This window comes from Bacillus sp. AMCV2 (assembly GCF_056033925.1).
The window spans coordinates 2621599-2641257 of record NZ_JBVYIB010000002.1; the positions used below are offsets into that span (position 1 = coordinate 2621599).

The 19659-nt window shown below is 44.7% G+C and carries 21 protein-coding genes and 1 other RNA gene; 5 read left to right on the forward strand and 17 right to left on the reverse strand.

Annotated features, from left to right (window positions below):
• Positions 1–3 precede the first annotated feature (3 nt).
• The 7 genes from AC0OMA_RS13665 to AC0OMA_RS13695 form a co-directional block, all read right to left on the reverse strand.
• Positions 4–657, reverse strand: a complete 654-nt coding sequence (locus AC0OMA_RS13665; protein WP_015384228.1) for an O-methyltransferase — start codon at positions 655–657, stop codon at positions 4–6.
• 151 nt (positions 658–808) lie between these two features.
• Positions 809–1891: an endolytic transglycosylase MltG gene (gene mltG, locus AC0OMA_RS13670; protein ID WP_014477501.1), complete on the reverse strand. Its 1083-nt coding sequence runs from the start codon at positions 1889–1891 to the stop codon at positions 809–811.
• A gap of 130 nt (positions 1892–2021) precedes the next feature.
• Entirely contained in the window at positions 2022–2303 is a 282-nt protein-coding gene (locus AC0OMA_RS13675) for a DUF1292 domain-containing protein (protein WP_327829132.1), read from the reverse strand.
• 17 nt (positions 2304–2320) lie between these two features.
• A complete protein-coding gene (gene ruvX / locus AC0OMA_RS13680; protein ID WP_003229795.1) occupies positions 2321–2737 on the reverse strand; it encodes a Holliday junction resolvase RuvX in 417 nt (138 codons plus the stop codon).
• 7 nt (positions 2738–2744) lie between these two features.
• On the reverse strand, positions 2745–3011 hold the full coding sequence (locus AC0OMA_RS13685; protein ID WP_003225903.1) for an IreB family regulatory phosphoprotein: 267 nt from the start codon (positions 3009–3011) through the stop codon (positions 2745–2747).
• Between the two features lie 84 nt (positions 3012–3095).
• On the reverse strand, positions 3096–5732 hold the full coding sequence (gene alaS / locus AC0OMA_RS13690; RefSeq protein ID WP_309530197.1) for an alanine--tRNA ligase: 2637 nt from the start codon (positions 5730–5732) through the stop codon (positions 3096–3098).
• Between the two features lie 330 nt (positions 5733–6062).
• Positions 6063–7124 carry an AI-2E family transporter gene (locus tag AC0OMA_RS13695; RefSeq protein WP_474222172.1) on the reverse strand — a complete coding sequence of 354 codons (1062 nt, stop codon included), beginning with the start codon at positions 7122–7124 and terminating at the stop codon, positions 6063–6065.
• Between the two features lie 158 nt (positions 7125–7282).
• Between AC0OMA_RS13695 and AC0OMA_RS13700 the strand changes: the two genes are divergently transcribed.
• From AC0OMA_RS13700 to AC0OMA_RS13715, 4 genes are read left to right on the forward strand one after another with little or no spacing between them, the layout of a single operon-like run.
• Positions 7283–8011, forward strand: coding sequence for an amino acid ABC transporter ATP-binding protein (locus AC0OMA_RS13700; protein ID WP_015384232.1), 729 nt, complete (start codon positions 7283–7285; stop codon positions 8009–8011).
• A gap of 21 nt (positions 8012–8032) precedes the next feature.
• Positions 8033–8854, forward strand: coding sequence for a glutamine ABC transporter substrate-binding protein GlnH (gene glnH, locus AC0OMA_RS13705; RefSeq protein WP_181219979.1), 822 nt, complete (start codon positions 8033–8035; stop codon positions 8852–8854).
• A 60-nt stretch (positions 8855–8914) separates the two neighbouring features.
• A complete protein-coding gene (locus AC0OMA_RS13710) occupies positions 8915–9565 on the forward strand; it encodes an amino acid ABC transporter permease (RefSeq protein WP_038829647.1) in 651 nt (216 codons plus the stop codon).
• A gap of 16 nt (positions 9566–9581) precedes the next feature.
• Complete coding sequence (locus AC0OMA_RS13715; protein ID WP_474222173.1) at positions 9582–10238, forward strand: amino acid ABC transporter permease; 657 nt, start codon at positions 9582–9584, stop codon at positions 10236–10238.
• Positions 10239–10272: 34 nt separating this feature from the next.
• Here the strand turns inward: AC0OMA_RS13715 and AC0OMA_RS13720 are convergent, their stop codons facing one another.
• From AC0OMA_RS13720 to cymR, 8 genes are all read right to left on the reverse strand, one after another.
• Positions 10273–10404: a YrzQ family protein gene (locus tag AC0OMA_RS13720; protein ID WP_003229780.1), complete on the reverse strand. Its 132-nt coding sequence runs from the start codon at positions 10402–10404 to the stop codon at positions 10273–10275.
• Positions 10405–10425: 21 nt separating this feature from the next.
• Entirely contained in the window at positions 10426–10617 is a 192-nt protein-coding gene (locus AC0OMA_RS13725; RefSeq protein ID WP_003225893.1) for a hypothetical protein, read from the reverse strand.
• Positions 10618–10628: 11 nt separating this feature from the next.
• Positions 10629–11153, reverse strand: coding sequence for a PRC-barrel domain-containing protein (locus AC0OMA_RS13730; protein ID WP_474222174.1), 525 nt, complete (start codon positions 11151–11153; stop codon positions 10629–10631).
• A 55-nt stretch (positions 11154–11208) separates the two neighbouring features.
• Positions 11209–13605 carry an SF1B family DNA helicase RecD2 gene (gene recD2, locus AC0OMA_RS13735; RefSeq protein WP_014477509.1) on the reverse strand — a complete coding sequence of 799 codons (2397 nt, stop codon included), beginning with the start codon at positions 13603–13605 and terminating at the stop codon, positions 11209–11211.
• Between the two features lie 24 nt (positions 13606–13629).
• The gene (locus AC0OMA_RS13740; RefSeq protein WP_206697897.1) at positions 13630–14250 is read right to left on the reverse strand and encodes a tetratricopeptide repeat protein; all 621 of its coding nucleotides are present in this window, start codon (positions 14248–14250) and stop codon (positions 13630–13632) included.
• Between the two features lie 85 nt (positions 14251–14335).
• Positions 14336–15451, reverse strand: a complete 1116-nt coding sequence (gene mnmA, locus AC0OMA_RS13745; RefSeq protein WP_474222175.1) for a tRNA 2-thiouridine(34) synthase MnmA — start codon at positions 15449–15451, stop codon at positions 14336–14338.
• Positions 15452–15478: 27 nt separating this feature from the next.
• Entirely contained in the window at positions 15479–16621 is a 1143-nt protein-coding gene (locus AC0OMA_RS13750; protein WP_474222176.1) for a cysteine desulfurase family protein, read from the reverse strand.
• 18 nt (positions 16622–16639) lie between these two features.
• The gene (gene cymR / locus AC0OMA_RS13755) at positions 16640–17056 is read right to left on the reverse strand and encodes a cysteine metabolism transcriptional regulator CymR (protein ID WP_003225879.1); all 417 of its coding nucleotides are present in this window, start codon (positions 17054–17056) and stop codon (positions 16640–16642) included.
• A 202-nt stretch (positions 17057–17258) separates the two neighbouring features.
• Here cymR and AC0OMA_RS13760 point away from each other — a divergent pair, with 202 nt between their 5' ends.
• The gene (locus tag AC0OMA_RS13760) at positions 17259–18524 is read left to right on the forward strand and encodes a replication-associated recombination protein A (protein ID WP_015714437.1); all 1266 of its coding nucleotides are present in this window, start codon (positions 17259–17261) and stop codon (positions 18522–18524) included.
• Positions 18525–18563: 39 nt separating this feature from the next.
• On the opposite strand, the gene AC0OMA_RS13765 is transcribed toward AC0OMA_RS13760, so the two are convergent.
• A complete protein-coding gene (locus AC0OMA_RS13765; RefSeq protein WP_015384240.1) occupies positions 18564–19328 on the reverse strand; it encodes a tRNA threonylcarbamoyladenosine dehydratase in 765 nt (254 codons plus the stop codon).
• Between the two features lie 82 nt (positions 19329–19410).
• Positions 19411–19603, reverse strand: a non-coding RNA gene (gene ssrS, locus AC0OMA_RS13770) — 6S RNA.
• Positions 19604–19659 lie beyond the last annotated feature (56 nt).

Here is a 19659-nt window from a genome sequence, read left to right on the forward strand (position 1 = left end):
CGTTCACCTCTTCTTTTTACTAATCGCAAGTCCGTCTCCGACAGGAATAATCGCAGTTTGATAATCCGGATGATTCATCAGCCAATGATTATATTCATCAATTTTTGTTACAAGCCTGCGCCTTCTCTTCGGTTCTATTTTGCTGTAATCCTCTGCCACCAGACCTTTAAACAGCACGTTGTCTGTTATAATCACCCCGTCCGGTGAAAGCATCGGTTCATATAAATGAAAAAAGTTTTGATACTGACCTTTTGCAGCGTCAATAAAAATGACATCGTAAGGCGCAGTTACATGAACGGCGTCGGCTAATTCAAGCGCATCTCCGTAAAAAACATGAATCCGGTCATCAAGCTGAAATTCCTTGATATTGTTTACCGCTTCTTCATGCCGTTTCTCATTGCGTTCAATTGTATATATTTCAGCAGACGGCAGCTCCAGCGCCATTCGAATAGCTGAATAACCAATGGCCGTTCCGATTTCTAGTATTTTTTTCGGCTGTTTCACAGACAAAATTTGAAGCAGCACCTCCATGCCCGCTTTTTCCATGATCGGGACATGATGTTCTTCTGCATATGCTTCAAGCTTCTTCACGTTATCCGGCCGAGGCTTTAATAATGCTTCTATATAGTCATTTATTTGTTCATACCGGTCAGTCACTACAAACAGCCTCCCGTTCTAAAAAGGAGTGCCCCAGTCTTATGCGCAGGACACTCTCTGAATACATCATGATACATCGGTAAACAACCCGATATATTTTATCATAAAACCTTGCGGAAAGCGAACAAAAGGAGAGCTTTATGCTCTCCTTTTATTTCTCATTTTTTGAGGAAATGTATTTTTCTTTTGCTTTATTATGCTCTTTTAGCGTTTTTGTAAATACAACCTCACCATTTGATTTGGCCAAGAAATACAGATAGTCCGTTTTATCCGGATGCAGCGCCGCTTCCCATGACGACATGCCGGCATTGGCAATCGGACCTGGCGTCAGCCCTGTGTTTTTATACGTATTGTATGGTGAATCGATTTCCAGATCCTTATAAAGAACCCGATCTTTATGCTTGCCTGCCGCGTACAGCACGGTCGGATCTGTTTGGAGCGGCATTTTCTTTTTCAGGCGGTTATAAAAGACGCTCGCAATTTTGTGGCGGTCGGCTTTTTCAGTCGCTTCTTCTTCTATCAAAGAAGCCATCGTCAGCAGCTTATGCACAGAAAGTTTGTTTTTCTTCATTTCTGATTTATATGTTTCCACATAAGAATTTGTCTGCTTTATCATTGCCTTGATAATGTCTTCAAGTGATGTGTCCGGATCGTTAAAAGGGTATGTAGCCGGGAATAGGTACCCTTCAAGCGGGTGCTTAATGTTTTTATTGAAAACATCATTTGTCACAGTGTCCGGGAATTCTTTCTTCAGCTGATTGATAAATGTTTCATCGTCCAGCTTCGCTATGACTTGTTTTTTAGAGTATTTTGTTTCATCAGCAATAGCAGCCGCGATTTGGGTCAGCTGTGCTCCCTCAGTCACTGTGATTTGAAAAGCGTAGCCTGTAGCCCCGCTTGTCAGCTTCTGAATAATGGCATCTAAATCCATACCTTTATTCAGATGGTAGAATCCGGCCTGAAACCCGGAAGCACCTTTATATTTCACATAGTACTGAAACGCCTTCTCGCTTTTTATGACATCATTTTTCTTTAATATCGATGCGATGGCTGAAACAGACGAACCGCTCGGAATGTTAATATTAACTGTCGTTTTACTGTCTTTTTCAACAGGTTCAAGTAATGATTTCCCATATAAAAATGCCCCGCCAATGATAAGAAACAGCACAACAATGGAAGACAGTATGATTCTTTTTTTATTAAAAAACGATTTTTTTTGCTGATTGATATACATTAGGTCTCCTCCCATCAGCTCTTATACTACATGATTCATTGTATTTCGGCAATTTATTACAAAAAGAGGCCTGCATAAAGCAGAAAAAAGCCGGAGCAGTATAGCTCCGGCTTTGGTTTGGCGCGATGTTTTACTCTTCGTCTTCGTCCGCTAAGAATGTGTTTAGTGTTTCTTCGATCATATCCCATTCTTCGTCAGTTTCAATCGGGAATAGCTCACCGTTTTCACCGTCTTCGTTTGGCGTGAAGCTGGAAGCAAGAATTTCTACTTCTTCGTCTTCTTTTGATTCGATCGGGTAGTACAAGACATAAGACTTGCCAAACTCTTCGTTTTCAAATGTAAACAGCACTTCACAAAGCTGTTCATTTCCTTGATCGTCAACAATTGTAATATTTTTTTCGCCGTGTTCCATTTTCTTCACCTCTGGCTTTAATTTAAGCTGTCAAGATATCCTTGTAAAATCATAACAGCCGCCATTTTATCAATGACTTTTTTTCGTTTCTGCCTGCTGACGTCAGCTGCAATCAGCATTTTTTCAGCCGCCATTGTGGTAAGACGCTCGTCCCACAGCACAACAGGAACATTGTACGTTGTTTCAAGCACTTTCGCAAATGTTTGGCTGGCTTCGCCTCTCGGGCCGACTGTTCCGTTCATGTTCTTAGGAAAGCCGAGCACGATTTTATCTATAGTATAGTCCTTTATCAGTTCAGATAAACGGGATAAACCATAATCGCCTTCTGCTTCATTTATCTTTATGGTCTCAATGCCTTGAGCAGTCCAGCCCATTTCATCGCTTAGAGCTACACCGAGTGTTTTGGTTCCTAAATCGAGTCCTAATATTCTCATTCTTTATTTACGCCTCTTTATGCTGTTCTAAATAAGACTTCACCAATTCCTCGATTAATTCGTCTCTTTCAAGTTTGCGAATTAAATTGCGAGCGTCACGATGCCTAGGAATATAAGCGGGATCACCTGACAGCAAGTATCCGACAATCTGGTTGATTGGATTGTAGCCCTTTTCCTGAAGCGCGTCATACACTGTAATCAGCACCTCATTTACGTTAGTCTCAGCAGAATCATCGGAGAAATTAAATTTCATCGTTTTATCAAACGAGCTCACCGTTTTGCACCTCTTTCCCAAATTCGCAGGCAAAGTTCAGCCTGGGGTCCTAATCTTACCATCATTCTACACTACATGGGCGAATTATAAAACGGATTTCACCCAATCTTCTACAGAAGCCAAAGCTTCTTCTAATTTTTCCGGCTGTTTGCCGCCTGCCTGCGCCATGTCCGGACGGCCTCCGCCGCCTCCGCCGCAAACTTCCGCAGCTTGTTTAACCAGCTTGCCAGCGTGAAGGCCTTTGTCGATGAGGTCCTTTGTGACTCCGGCAGAGATATTAACTTTATCGTTTTGTACCGCACCAAGCACGATCACCGCAGAGCCAAGCTTTGCTTTGAGTTCATCGACCATTGTGCGGAGATGATTCATGTCTTTTGCATTTACTTTTTCCGCAAGCACGTTTACGCCGTCAACTTCTTTTACTTTCGACAGGATTGCTCCTGCTTCCACGTTGCCTAGTTTTGCAAGAAGAGATTCATTTTCTCTTTGTGCTTCCTTCAGTTCAGCCTGCAGAGCCGCGACCCGTTTCGGCACTTCTTTGATATTTGTTTTCAGCTCGTCAGCAGCCTCTTTCAATACAGAAATCTGGCTGTTCATTTCGACGTAAGCGCCTTGTCCCGTTACAGCTTCAATCCGTCTTGTGCCTGCTCCGATTCCAGATTCAGAAACGATTTTAAACAAGCCGATTTCTGCTGTATTTCTGACATGGCAGCCGCCGCACAGCTCTAAGCTGTAATCTCCAACTTGAACGACACGGACAATATCGCCATATTTTTCGCCGAACAGTGCCATCGCACCCATTTCTTTTGCTTCAGCGATCGGTTTCAAATCAATGCTGACCGGGATGCTCGCCCAGATCTTTTCGTTTACGATTCTTTCAATTTGTTCGAGCTCTTCTTTTGTCACTTGGCCAAAGTGCGAGAAGTCAAAACGAAGACGGTTTTCCGTTACAAGAGAGCCCGCCTGATTGACATGAGTTCCAAGAACATCTTTTAGAGCCTGATGCAATAAATGCGTTGCCGTGTGGTTTTTAATGACGCCGCTTCTCATATGGTCTTCAACTTCAGCCGTAACATGCAGGCCTTTTTGAACAGTACCGCTCTCCACAACACCTTCATGCACATGCTGGCCGTTCGGCGCTTTTTGAACATCTTTAATTCTTACAACTGCCTGCTCGTTTCGGAGATAGCCTTTATCGCCGATTTGGCCGCCGCTTTCTGCATAGAACGGTGTTTCATCAAGAATGATTTGAACGCTTTCTCCTTCATGAGCCTCTTCGATTAATTGGCCGTCCTGAAGAAGCACAATGATATTGGCATCAGCTTTGGTTTGAGAGTAGCCGACAAATGTGCTTTCATCGGTCACGTCGCGCAGTGCGCCGCCCTGCACCTGCATGCTGCCGACATCCTGGCGGGCGTTTCTTGCCCGTTCACGCTGCTGGTTCATTTCCTCCTCAAAGCCCTCATGGTCAACCGTCATGTTCTCGTCTTCTGCGTATTCTTCAGTCAATTCAACCGGGAATCCATACGTATCATACAGTTTAAACACATCAGCACCTGAGATAACGCTGCTGCCCTTGTCTTTTTCTTTTTTGATCATTTCTGACAGGATCGCAAGCCCTTCATTAAGGGTCTCATGGAAGCGTTCTTCCTCGGTTTTAATGACTTTTGCGATGAAATCCGCTTTCTCTTTCACTTCAGGATAGAAATCAGCCATGATTTCTGCGACAACCGGCACTAAATCAAACATGAACGGACGATGGATGTTGATCGTTTTGGCATAACGCACAGCACGGCGTAATAAGCGTCTTAATACATAGCCGCGGCCTTCATTTGACGGCAGCGCACCGTCACTGACAGCAAAGGCAACCGTTCTGATATGGTCAGCAATCACTTTAAACGCAGTGTCTTTCACATTGTCTTTGCCATATGTTTCACCAGAAATCGATTCTGTTGCTTTAATGATCGGAATAAACAAATCGGTGTCAAAGTTTGTCGGAACATTCTGGATGACAGATACCATTCTTTCAAGACCCATGCCTGTATCAATGTTTTTCTTAGGAAGCGGTGTGTACGTGCCGTCAGGGTTATGGTTGAACTCTGAGAACACAAGGTTCCATACTTCCAGGTAACGGTCGTTTTCCCCGCCTGGGTAAAGCTCCGGATCTTCTGGATCATTACCGTATGCTTCACCGCGGTCGTAAAAGATTTCCGTATTCGGTCCGCTCGGCCCTTCACCGATATCCCAGAAGTTCCCTTCCAGACGGATAATTCTTTCTTCAGGAATACCGATTTTTTTTGCCCAAAACTCATATGCCTCTTCATCTTCAGGATGAACCGTAACAGAGAGAAGCTCTTTGTCGAAGCCAATCCACTTGTCGCTCGTTAAAAACTCCCAAGCCCATGTAATGGCTTCTTCTTTGAAATAATCGCCGATGGAAAAGTTTCCGAGCATTTCAAAGAAAGTGTGATGGCGCGCAGTTTTACCTACATTTTCTATATCGTTTGTTCTGATCGCTTTTTGAGCGTTTACGATTCTTGGATTTTCCGGCACGACACGGCCGTCAAAATATTTTTTCAGCGTCGCAACACCGCTGTTGATCCAAAGCAGTGAAGGATCCTCATGAGGCACTAATGACGCGCTTGGCTCTACCGCATGTCCTTTTTCTTTAAAGAAATCCAAAAACATTTGACGCACTTCCGCAGAAGTTAAGTGTTTCATTGTATTTCCTCCTCTATAAAAATCGAAATTCTCTTCAGTGACAGCAAAAAAGCCCTCCCCCTATGCAAACCAACGTTTACACAGGGACGAGAGCTGTCTCGCGGTACCACCCTGATTACGGGCATTCATGCGCCCGTCACCTTTAACCCTGTAACGCAGGATAAGCGGCAGTGATTAACTGCACTCAGGATTAGCTTCCTCCGATCTTCTGATAAAGCTCCTTTCAGCTTATGGAGCTTCTCTCTTTAACAGGGCTTCGGCGTACTCAGATCCGTCACTCGAGATTCGTATGTATTCTACGAGAAATTATAGACAAGCGGCACGCCGATGTCAATGCTCCGTCCTCATCCGCAAAAAATGGATCATCATTACTTTTAAAACAGCCGTCGCAGGAACAGCCAAAATCATCCCGACGATTCCCGCAAGCTCCCCTCCGGCAAGGAGCGCAAGCATGATAACGACCGGATGCATTTTAAGGCTTCTGCCGACAATGAACGGACTGAGGATATTTCCTTCCATAAACTGCAGAATAAACACCGTAATTACCACAACAAGAACAGCCTTGACTGAGATCGTCATCGCAATTAACAACGCAGGAACAGCTCCGATGAAAGGGCCAAAATACGGGATGACATTCGTTACTCCAGAGATAAGGCCAAGTATCAGCGGATATGGAAGCCCAAATACCCAGAACGAAATGCCTGCAATCACGCCAAGAATCAAGCAGACCAAAAGCTGGCCGCGGATATAATCGCCAAGCGAATCATCCACATCCCGCAAAAAGGCGCTGCCCCGCTTTCTCCACGACTTCGGAGTCAAGTACCATACTGTCTTTTTCATTAACTCAATGTCCTTCACCATATAAAACACGAGAAAAGGGATTGTTGCAGCAATTAAGAAGTAATCAAGCACATTGCGGATCCCGCTGATCGCACCCTCGATCGTTCCCGCAAAAAACGCCTCCGTCTGGCGGATCATTTTATCTATACGGTGATGCATACCATCAGGCCAGTCATCCGTATGGTTATGCACATGAAGAAGAAGCCCGTTATACGTTTCGACAAACATGGGTATATTTTCTGACAAATCCGTCAGCTGCACGATTAAAACAGGCACCCCTTTATACAACGCCCAGCCAATCCCGCCAAAAAAAAGAACATAAATGACCAAGATGCTCAAAGTCCTAGGCAATCCTTTGCTATGCAGCCATTCCGTGACCGGAAGCAATAAATAAGATATAAAAATAGAAATGATCAAGGGAATAAAGATCGTTTTTATGACGAGCCAAAAGGGTGACCATAACATATCAAGCATAAAAAAGACATAGACTGTTAACAGAACCAGCAAACAAATAGCCACCCACAACAAAAGCTGCACCGGTTTTTGGAGCATCTGCTTTCACCTCACCTATATCTTTTGAGGTTTACACGGAATTATTCTTTATGTTTCTTTAGTCAGCCAGAAGTCATGGACATTTTTCCGCATTTAATTTTCAGAAAAGTTTGATTTCATGTATACTTTTTAGTCAAATTTCTGATAGGAGGATTGCGATGATCACATTTCAAAATGTAAACAAGCATTATGGAGATTTTCACGCGTTAAAACAAATTAATCTTCAAATCGAAAAAGGGGAAGTCGTTGTTATCATCGGCCCATCCGGTTCCGGTAAAAGCACATTGCTCAGATGTATCAACAAACTTGAGACGATCAATGAGGGAGTGCTCACAGTAAACGGCACCGCCATTAACGACAGAAAAACTGATATCAATCAAGTGCGGCGGAATATCGGGATGGTGTTTCAGCACTTTCATTTATATCCGCATAAAACAGTGCTGCAGAACATCATGCTGGCTCCGGTAAAAGTGCTTAGACAATCACCTGAACAAGCAAAGGAAACGGCGCGGTACTATCTTGAAAAAGTCGGCATCCCAGACAAGGCTGACGCCTATCCTTCCCAGCTTTCCGGCGGGCAGCAGCAGCGTGTTGCCATCGCAAGAGGACTGGCGATGAAGCCGGAGGTCATGCTGTTTGACGAGCCGACATCAGCACTTGATCCTGAAATGATCGGTGAGGTGCTAGATGTCATGAAAACTCTCGCCAAAGAAGGCATGACAATGGTTGTCGTGACACACGAAATGGGGTTTGCCAAAGAAGTTGCCGACCGGATTGTCTTCATTGACGAAGGAAAAATTTTAGAAGAAGCAGTGCCGGCTGAGTTTTACGCGAACCCGAAGGAAGAACGGGCCCGCTTATTCTTAAGCCGTATTTTAAATCATTAAAACAGAAATGGGGGAGCTTGTATGAAAAAGATTTTTTCTTTAGCATTGATTTCTTTATTCGCTGTCATCTTGCTTGCCGCTTGCGGCAGCAAGGGATCAAATGGAGAAGCCTCAAAGGAGAGCAAAAAAGATACGCTAGCAGCCATTAAAGACAATGACAAAATTGTCTTCGGCGTAAAAACGGACACTCGACTGTTCGGTCTTAAAAATCCAAGCTCAGGTGAGATTGAGGGTTTTGATATTGATATTGCTAAACAAATCGCTAAAGACATTTTAGGTGATGAGAAAAAAGCTGAATTTAAAGAGGTCACCTCAAAAACAAGGATTCCTATGCTGCAAAACGGGGATATCGACGCCATTGTCGCCACAATGACGATCACTGATGAACGAAAAAAGGAAGTTGACTTTTCTGATGTCTATTTCGAGGCCGGGCAATCGCTTCTCGTGAAAAAAGGCAGCAAAATCAAGAGTGTCGAGAATCTTGGCAAAGGCTCAAAAGTTCTTGCAGTAAAAGGCTCCACCTCCTCTCAAAACATTCGTGAAAAGGCGCCTCAAGCATCGGTTTTAGAATTTGAAAACTACGCAGAAGCCTTTACAGCCCTTAAATCGGGGCAAGGCGATGCCCTCACCACAGATAATGCGATTTTATATGGAATGGCTGATGAAAATAAAAATTATCAATTAACAGGAAAGCCTTTTACAGATGAGCCTTACGGGATCGCCGTGAAAAAAGGGCAATCGGCTCTCGCGAAAGAAATCAACGCTTCACTTAAAAAGATGAAGTCGGATGGCAGATACGATGAAATTTATAAAAAATGGATTAAAGAAGACCCAGCTGAATAACAACCATCCTGGGATGAGCAGGCGATGCTCATCCCAATTTGATAAGGAGTGAATAGGCTGATGAATGTGTCAATTCTTTTCGATAACTTTGGCATGTATATGGACGGTTTTTACCATACCTTGCTCGCAAGTGTTATCGCGCTGGCCGGCAGTTTTGTCCTCGGCGTTGCTGTAGCGGTTATGAGAATAACAGTCTTTAAGCCGCTGCAATGGCTCGGGACCGCATATGTAGAGTTCATCCGCAACATCCCTCTTCTTTTAATTACCTTTGTTTTCTATTTCGGACTTCCAAACGCAGGCCTGAGGCTTGACGGTTTTCAAGCGGGAACGGTTGCTCTCACCATTTATACCTCTGCGTTTATCGCTGAAGCCATCAGAGCAGGCATCCAGTCTGTTTCAAAAGGGCAGATGGAAGCGGCACGCTCGTCAGGCTTTACCTACAGCCAAGCCATGCTCCATATCATTTTGCCGCAGGCAATCAAAATCGTCATTCCGCCTTTAGGCAATCAATTTTTAAACTTAGTCAAAAACTCTTCGATTCTTGGGGTTGTGGCCGGATTGGATCTTATGTACCAAGCCGATTTAGTTTCGTCGAGCACACTCGTTGTATTTGATGTTTATATTTTTGTGGCGCTTTTTTACTTAGTGCTGACGATTCCGCTTAGCATCGGTGTTAACTATCTGGAAAAACGACTGGAAAAAAGCTATTGATAAGGAGTGAGTTACATTGGATTTCATCGGTGCTTATTCACAGGAGCATTTAGCGTTTTTATGGGATGGCTTTCTCGTCACCTTGTACGTTGCTTTCATCTCCATCATTCTGAGCTTTTTCTTCGGTTTAATCGCAGGCACCCTGCGTTATGCGAAAGTTCCCGTTCTTTCTCAATTGATTGCGGTTCTCGTTGAAACGATCAGAAACCTCCCCTTGCTGTTAATTATTTTCTTTACGTTTTTTGCCCTTCCGGAAATTGGGATTAAGCTTGAAATTACAGCTGCTGCAATTACAGCACTAACGATTTTTGAATCCGCTATGCTATCTGAAATTATCCGAAGCGGACTGAAATCAATTGACAAAGGACAAATTGAAGCGGCGCGCTCCTCCGGGCTGAGCTATACACAGACCCTGTTCTTTATCGTCATGCCGCAAGCGCTTCGCCGCATGGTTCCGCCCATCGTAAGCCAGTTTATTTCTTTATTAAAAGATACATCGCTCGCTGTTGTGATCGCCCTGCCTGAACTGATTCACAACGCGCAAATTATTAACGGCCAAAGCGCAGACGGCAGTTATTTTTTCCCGATCTTTTTATTTGCGGCCCTTATGTATTTCGCAGTCAACTACAGCCTTTCACTCGCAGCAAGACGCCTCGAGGTCCGGCAAACATAGAAAAGGATACTCTTTGGAGAGTATCCTTTTTGCATTAAAACATTTTCGTAATTCTTCTTCTCATCCGCTTCATGCTTCGATTATTCAGCATGTCAGATTGAGTCGCCATTCGGTACACGAGAGCTCCGGCTCCCATTGCCAAAAGAGAAGTCATCGTCCGATTCATCCTGCGCATCTCCTTTCATGATTAAAAATTGATGCTGCGTTCATCCTCAGAAAACAAATCATCCAAGCTGCTTAACGTTCCGTCTTCTTCCACCTGATGAGTTGCAATCTTCCCTTTCGCCACTGTCAGTTCAATAAAACAGCCCCAGCAATAATATTGGTTCACGCCGATTTTGCCGATATCCTTACTTTTGCAATTCGGGCATATAAGCATACCTCACACCTCTATCCGTTCAGAACGATCTCGTCTTTCCGCACCTCGACAAGCGAATCCGCTCTTTGGATCTGGCGCTTGCTTCCCGCCAGGTCAGAAAAGAAACCGTCCGAGAGTTCATATGCTACGATTATGCCCCTGTCCAAACAAAAGTATACATCTTCCAGCATCCCCAATATATCCCCCTCTTGCGATTTCACAAGCTTCATCTTCAGCTGCTCGTATGTGAAGCATGTTTTCGGAAGAGGCAGAAGCTGTTCTGAACTGACCGAAGCCAATATGCGGTCATCAAGAATGAAAGAGATATCACACGCCCGTAATAGCGCATGATGATGATGCAAAAAGCGTTTTTGTGCAAGAATAAACCCGAGACAATCTCCCTTCATAGAAAAACAAATATCAGAAATTGCCCCGAGATAACAAGAAGTTCGTTCTGAGTATACTGGGAATCCTTCTACTTCATGGCATGTTCTCAAAGTGTGATCAACCACCTTTTGTTGAACAGGCTTAGGTTTTGCTTTGCGCCTTAGACTCATACGATGAAATCAATTCCACTGCAAATGAAAAAACTCCCGCTTGCACGGGAGCATTTTATTGCTGTTCTTCTTTCATAAAATCGAATGGTGTAATGCCTTCCATGCCAATGTTGGCGTCGTGTACGCTGAACGGGAGCTCTTTTTGCAAAGCTTCAAGCTCGGCATCCATTTCCTCAACCTGTACGGACAGCCTGTTTTTCAAGGAGGTCTGTCTGACAGTTGCATCATTATTTTTCACGCCCCACTCCAGCGCCTCCTCTTCCCCGCATAAAATGAGAAATTTCTTCGCTCTTGTAATCGCGGTATAAAGAAGGTTTCTTCTGAGCATTCTATAATAGCCTTTCACAACAGGCAAAACCACAATCGGAAATTCACTTCCCTGCGATTTATGAATAGAACAGCAATACGCATGGGTAAATTGATTAAAATCTTTTTTCGTAAATGTCATTTCATTGCCGTCAAAAGAAACGACGGCCATGTCTTCTTTTTCTGTATTTTCCTTTGCATAAAATATCGACGTGATTTCGCCAATATCTCCGTTGAACACATTGTTTTCCGGCTGATTGACAAGCTGCAAAATTTTATCTCCGGTTCTGTAGACAACATCCCCGAACTTCAATTCTCTCCGTTTTTCTTTAGGAGGATTTAAAATGTCCTGCAGCATCACATTCAATTCATTGATGCCGGCTTTTCCTCTGTACATCGGAGCGAGGACCTGAATGTCCTTTGCCGTATAGCCTTTTTTCAATGCATTAGCGACAACCTTCTCAACAACTTCTTTAATTTGCGAGCCTCCGCAGCGAATAAAGGAACGGTCCTTTGTCGGGGCAGTCAAATTGTTCGGCAGCAATCCATTTTTCATCTGGTGGGCAAGCTCAACGATTGATGACCCCTCCGCCTGGCGATAGATGTCTGTCAGTCTCACAGTCGGAATCACCTGGGATGCCAGCAGGTCTCTGAGCACTTGTCCCGGACCGACGGAAGGCAGCTGGTCTTCGTCTCCGACAATAATGATTTGTATATGATCAGGGATCGCCTTGAACAAATGATTCGCCAGCCATATATCAAGCATACTGGCTTCATCGATAATTAACAGCTTCCCTTCAATCGGCTGATCCTCTGTATGAGTAAAGCCTTCAGCGCCGTTCCAGCCAAGCAGCCTGTGTATCGTGACTGCAGGGAGTCCCGTTGATTCGCTCATCCTTTTTGCTGCTCTCCCTGTCGGAGCGGCCAAAACAATCGGAAAAGCTTCATCCTTTTTATAAGCTGACGGATCTAGTGACACACCGTGAAGCTCTCCGTAGAGCTCGACAATCCCTCTGATTACCGTCGTTTTCCCTGTTCCCGGACCGCCTGTTAAAAGAAGCATCGGCGAGGAAAGGGCTTTTTGAATCGCTTCCTTCTGGCTGGGGGCATACTGAACGTTCATCCGTTCTTCCAGTTCTCCCAACGCGAGCAAAAACTCTGATTCGGGAAACTGGTTCTCATATTCGGTTTGGCTAGCGATATGTTTCACACGCTTTGCAACGTTTTGTTCTGCGTAAAACAGCGAAGGAAAATAACAGCGGCCATCTTCTATGACAATGTCTTTATTTTCTCCAAGGGCAATAATCGCGTTAGCGGCATCCATTTCTGTGATGCGCTGCCCTTCCCTTGCTGATTGGTTTAACAGAGATTGGGTGTCAATGATCAGCTGTTCCGTTTCTATGTACGTGTGCCCCTCTGACAGACAAGTCGTTTCAAGCGTGTACAAAATAGCAGCTTTTACCCGCTCAGGATGGTTACCCGAAAGACCCATTCTGCTGCCCAGCTCATCCGCTTTTCCAAATCCGATGCCTTCTACATCCTTCACAAGCTGATAAGGATTTTCCTGAATCTTTTCAAGCGTCTCGGATTCATAGGCTTGATAGATTTTCATAGACAGCTGCGGGCCAAAGCCAAACTGATTCAAGGAAATCATGATTTGCTCCAGTCCCTGATGCCGCTGTAATGCGCCAGCCAGCGTGTCGGCTTTCTTTTTTGAGAGTCTGGGAACATCATAAAGCACTGAAGCGTCAGCCAATATTTTATTAATGGCGCTGTCGCCCAGCTTTTTCACAATTTCTTCAGCAGTCTTTTTGCCGATTCCCTCGAATAAATCACTCGATAAATATTGAATGATGCCTTCCTTAGTCGTCGGTATCTCTTTTTTGAAATGCTCCGCCTGAAATTGGAGCCCGAATTTTGGATGGGTTACGATCTTTCCGTAAAACGTGTAGGTCTCTTCTTCTTGAAGCGCAGGGAAGTAGCCCGTCACGGATACGGCTTTATCTTCAATGGCTTCGGAGGTCTCTGTGACTTTCACTTTCAGAACCGTATATAAATTGGTGTCATTATGATAGATGACTGTGTTGACTGTCCCTTTTAAATAGGGCTCTTCCTCCAGTTTAAGCTGATCCGGATGCTGCTGCACGAGCTGTTCCTCCTCCTGTGCCTGTTATGATGGATCAATCAGTTTTTTAGCATGAAGCGCAAGCATATGATCTGGCTGGATATCGATTGCCTTGTCCAGCATTTCCAGCGCTTTTTCTCGGTTTTCTTTATAAGCATAAGCGACACCGGCATTATAAAATGCATCTGCATGCCCCGGGTCTTGCTCTGTCACAGCTGCGAATTGGCTGAGCGCTTCGTCCAGCATGCCCTCGTTGGCTAAGCACATCCCGAATTGAAAACGCGCTTCCGTATCGTTTTCATTCAGTTCGACCGCTCTTTGTAAATATGGCAGTGCAAGCTTAGGCTGTTCGAGCTTGACAAGTACCGTTCCGAGCATGTAAAACAGGTCACCGTTTTCCATCCCCGCACGTAGCGCTTTTTCAAACATGTCTTTAGCTTCTTTGTACATTTCTTTTACAACATAGACATTTCCTGCTCCATAATAAGCAGTGGCTGCGCTACTGTCTAATTCAAGCGCTTTATCATAAAACGCAAGCGCACGTTCCAGCTCGTTTACGGATGAAAGCAGGTTGGCAAAATTGATATACGGAATCGCGTCTTCTTTATTTTCTTCGATCGCTTTTGTAAATGCCTCTGCCGCTTTCTCGTAATCGCCTTCCTGCATCGCCTCTATACCGAGTTGATTATAATCCACCGATCATCTTCCTTTCATTAAAAAACCCCAACTCAGTGTTGAGGTTTTTCATCTTTTATACGTACCACAATTTTGTTCCGTTTTTGTACACATCATCAATTGTCCCGCCGCCAAGGCATTCTTCGCCGTCATAGAAGACAACGGCTTGTCCCGGCGTTACAGCGCGGACTTGTTCATCAAAGAAGACTTCCGCTTCACCCTCGCCAGTCATACGCACCGTTACTTTATGATCTTCTTGGCGGTAACGGAATTTAGCCGTGCAGGAAATCTCTTCGCCCTTCATGATATCCGAACGCACCCAGCTGATATTTGTTGCTGTGATTTTGTCAGAATATAAAAGCGGGTTATGGAACCCTTGATCCACGTAGAGGATGTTCTTTTCAAGATCTTTGCCTACCGCAAACCACGGCTCGCCGCTTCCGCCGATGCCAAGGCCGTGACGCTGTCCGATCGTGTAATACATCAACCCGTCGTGGCGGCCTTTTACTTCGCCGTCCATCGTCATCATATCGCCCGGCTGTGCAGGGAGATATTGGCTGAGAAACGTTTTGAAGTTGCGTTCGCCGATAAAGCAGATGCCTGTACTGTCTTTTTTCGTCGCCGTTGCAAGTTCTGCTTCTTTGGCGATTTCACGCACACGGCTTTTTTGAAGTTCGCCGATCGGGAACATGACTTTGCTCAGCGTATCTTCTGTCAGCTGATTCAAGAAGTACGTTTGATCCTTGTTTTCATCAATGCCGCGCAGCATTCTGACTTTTTCGCCGCTTCTGTCTACTCTTGCATAGTGGCCAGTCGCTAAATAGTCGGCGCCAAGTGACAATGCATGCTCCAAAAAGGCCTTGAATTTAATTTCTTTGTTGCACAGTACATCCGGGTTTGGTGTTCTGCCTGCTTTATATTCATCAAGGAAGTATTGAAATACCTTCTCATAATATTGCTTTTCAAAGTTTACGGCATAATACGGAATTCCGATTTGGTTGCAGACGCGGATCACATCTTCATAATCCTCTGTCGCCGTGCAAAAACCGTTTTCGTCCGTATCATCCCAGTTTTTCATAAAGATTCCGATTACATCATAGCCCTGTTCTTTTAACAGCAGGGCCGCCACAGATGAGTCTACTCCGCCGGACATGCCGACGACGACTCTTGTATCCTCCGGCCGTTTTTCCATTTCATTCACTCCAATTACTAAGCCGCCTTATTGTGTCAGCCGTTTGACAACGTCGGCCACATGTTTGGCAGCAGTTTTCACTTGCTCAGCCGTATTGCCGAGGCCGAAGCTGATTCGAATAGAGGACGTCAGCCGGTCACTCTCTTCTCCGAACATAGCAGTCAGAACATGTGACGGCAGGACTGAACCGGCCGTGCACGCTGAACCGCTGGAGACAGCGACACCCTCCATATCAAGATTGACCAGCAGGGCTTCCACTGACACACCGGGGAAATAAAGATTCAGAACATGCGGCAGACTATGCTCTTTGTCCCCGTTGATCTCGAATGACACACCTGCATCTCTAAGCGTGTCGGCAAAGATTGCTTTAAACGATTGATACTTCTCGTTTTTTTCGTCCCGTTCTTCACTTGACAGCTTAATCGCTTCTTTCAGCCCGACAATGCCTGGAACATTTTCCGTTCCGGCACGGCGTTTTCTTTCTTGCTCTCCTCCGAATAAAAGCGGTGAAAGCTTCACATCTTTACTAGCATATAAAAAGCCTGTCCCTTTTGGCCCGTTGAGCTTGTGCCCGGAAACAGACAGAAGGTCAATATGGCTGTTTTTCACATCAATTGGCAGCAACCCGAATGCCTGAACAGCATCGGTATGAAAATAAGCTTTGTGTTCCTTTAACAGCTCACCGATTTCTTCGATCGGCTGCACTGTTCCAACTTCATTATTTCCATACATCACTGTCACAAGGATTGTATCATCACGCAGTGCTTCTTTCACCTGTTTTGCACTGACTCTTCCATTTTGGTCAACGTCCAGATACGTTATGTCAAATCCGTCTTCCTCAAGTTTTTCACATGTGTGAAGCACGGCGTGATGCTCAATTTTTGTTGTGATGATATGTCTGCCAAGATCTTTTCTTGCAAGTGCGGTTTCCATGATCGCCAAGTTATCAGCTTCCGTTCCCCCGCTTGTAAAAATGATCTCCTGCTCTGCCGCTCCGATTTCTGCTGCGATCTGCGCTCTTGCTTCATCCACCCATTTTCGAGATTCTCTGCCAAATGAATGAATACTGGATGGATTACCGAAACTGCCGGAGAAGTGCGGTATCATTTTTTCCAGCACGCGCTCATCCATCGGAGACGTTGCGGCATGATCTAAATAAATCCGTTCCATTATGTTTCCACCTCTGATCTAAATATAGAACATATAAGCTTCTTGCTCTCCGTCTGTATAGCTGGCAAGATCCTCTAATGTCGTACTGTCTAAAACCTCTTTTACAGCATCCCGGATGCGAATCCAGAGCTCACGCTTGGCAGGCTCCTCATCTTCCAGCACTTCAACAGGGCTGATCGGCCCCTCAAGCACACGGATAATATCTCCCGCGGTAATGGCATCCGGCTCACTGCCTAATACATATCCGCCATATGCGCCTCTGATGCTTTTCACTAAACCGGCATTTCTGAGCGGCGATACCAGCTGCTCCAAATAATGCTCGGACAAATTATTCGTCTGTGCGATGCTTTTTAATGAAGTCGGGCCTTCACCGTGCTTTTTTGCAAGCTCGATCATAATGGTGAGCCCGTATCTTCCCTTAGTTGATATTTTCAACATGAACACCTCTGTTATTTCATGATTTTCCACATTTATAATGGTAATTTCTATATGTTTCGTCCGTTTATTATCTTATAGACCAACTGTTATTATAACATACCTTCAGCGAATTTTCATTGAGGCAGAAGGAAAAGGGCCTTTCCCCTTTTCTAATGTACGGTTTTCCGTTACCCTGTAATTAAGTAAGGAGAGATGATAGATGAAGCCATTGGCATATCGGATGCGTCCGACAAAAATAGAGGATATTATCGGCCAGCAGCATCTGGTGGCTGAAGATAAAATTATTGGCAGAATGGTCCAGGCAAAACATTTGTCATCCATGATTTTGTACGGGCCGCCCGGAATTGGAAAAACATCAATCGCAACAGCAATCGCCGGTTCAACAAGTATTGCTTTTCGAAAGCTGAATGCTGTCATTAACAATAAAAAAGATATGGAAATTGTAGCCCAGGAAGCCAAGATGTCCGGCCAAGTGATTTTGATTCTGGATGAAGTCCACAGGCTGGATAAAGGAAAACAGGATTTTCTATTACCCTATTTGGAAAACGGGATGATCATTTTGATCGGAGCAACCACAGCTAACCCGTATCATGCCATTAATCCGGCGATCAGAAGCCGGACCCAGATTTTTGAGCTTGAGCCGTTAACACCCGATCTGATTAAACAGGCACTGGAACGTGCGCTCCATGATGAACATCGGGGCCTTGGCACCTATTCTGTATCCATTGATGATCAGGCGATGGAGCATTTCGCCCACGGATGCGGAGGAGATGTCCGCTCCGCTTTAAATGCGCTTGAGCTTGCCGTGTTGTCAACGAAGGAGTCAGCAGACGGTGAAATTCACATTACATTAGAAACCGCGGAAGAATGCTTGCAGAAAAAAAGCTTTTCTCACGATAAAGATGGTGACGCGCATTATGATGTACTGTCCGCTTTTCAAAAATCGATACGTGGCTCTGATGCCAACGCTGCTCTCCACTATTTGGCTAGATTAATTGAAGCCGGTGATCTGGAGAGCATCGCAAGACGATTGCTTGTTATCGCCTATGAAGATATCGGTTTAGCAAGCCCGCAAGCCGGCCCTAGAGTGCTGAACGCTATTCAGACCGCTGAGCGAGTCGGGTTTCCTGAAGCGCGAATCCCGCTGGCCAACGCAGTCATCGAACTCTGCCTCTCACCGAAATCAAACTCAGCCATTCTGGCAATCGATGAGGCTCTGGCTGATATTAGAGCCGGAAAAATCGGGGATGTACCGAAGCATTTAAAAGACGCGCATTATAAAGGAGCTCAGGAATTAGGAAGGGGAATCGACTATAAATACCCGCACAATTACGACAACGGTTGGGTCGAACAACAATACCTCCCTGATCCTCTGAAAAATAAGCAATACTATAAGCCGAAACAGACAGGAAAATTCGAATCCGCCTTAAAGCAGGTGTACGATAAATTAATGAAAAGAAAATAAAACAAAAACAGCCTTGATCATCAAGGCTGTTTTTATGCATTATTTATCCTTCACACGTTTGATTTCAATGTCTTTCAAAAGATCCATGACAACATGTCCGCCCATAATCAAACCTGCAACTGACGGCACAAAAGCATTAGAGGAAGGTGGCATTTTTGCTTTACGGATTTTCGCTTCGTCATTTCCCACTTCTTTTCTGACATCTTCTCGAATGACAATCGGGCTTTCATCAGAGAAAATCACTTGAACACCTTTTTTGATCCCCTCTTTGCGTAATTTCGTACGAACGACCTTCGCAATTGGATCAGTGTGCGTTTTTGAGATATCAGCGATTTGGAAGCGTGTCGGATCCGTTTTATTTGCTGCACCCATGCTGGAGATGAGCGGAATATCCCGTTTCAGACATTCTTTCATTAAATGAATTTTATAATAAATGGTGTCTGACGCATCAATGACATAGTCAAGATCATAATCAAAAAACTGCTCATACGTTTCCTCCGTATAGAACATTTTTAACGCGATCACTTCACACTCTGGGTTAATGTCTGCGATCCGCGCCTTCATTAAATCAACTTTCGGCTGTCCGACAGTTGAAAGCAGCGCGTGAAGCTGACGGTTTACATTTGTAATGTCGACATCATCTTTGTCGACAAGCAGAATGCGGCCGACGCCTGACCGCGCGAGAGCTTCCGCCGCGAACGACCCGACTCCCCCGACTCCAAGCACAGCAACTGTGCTGTTTTTCAGCGTTTCAAGGCCTTCTTTTCCGATAGCTAATTCATTGCGTGAAAACTGGTGTAACAAGAACCTCACTCCACATTCGTATTCTGGTTTCATCTATAAAATGGCTGATCCATGAGCAGCCGTTTTTTCTGCGCACAAAAAATAAAGTCCCAATAGTGCCGTTGCAGCTTTCCTTTGTTTTGAACCCGCTCTCAGCAGGTGGGTGCCCTCTTTTAAATCTTGTAAGTCCTCTTTACCGAATGAAAAGAGGCATGTACGCCATTTAAAAATGCGGGCTTCCAAGTCAAAAAAATGTTCGGTCAAAACTAGGTGTACAACTAACACATCAGGACTTTATTTAACTTGTCAAAATCATATCACAGACGATTTTGATTTTCAAGAATCGAACTGC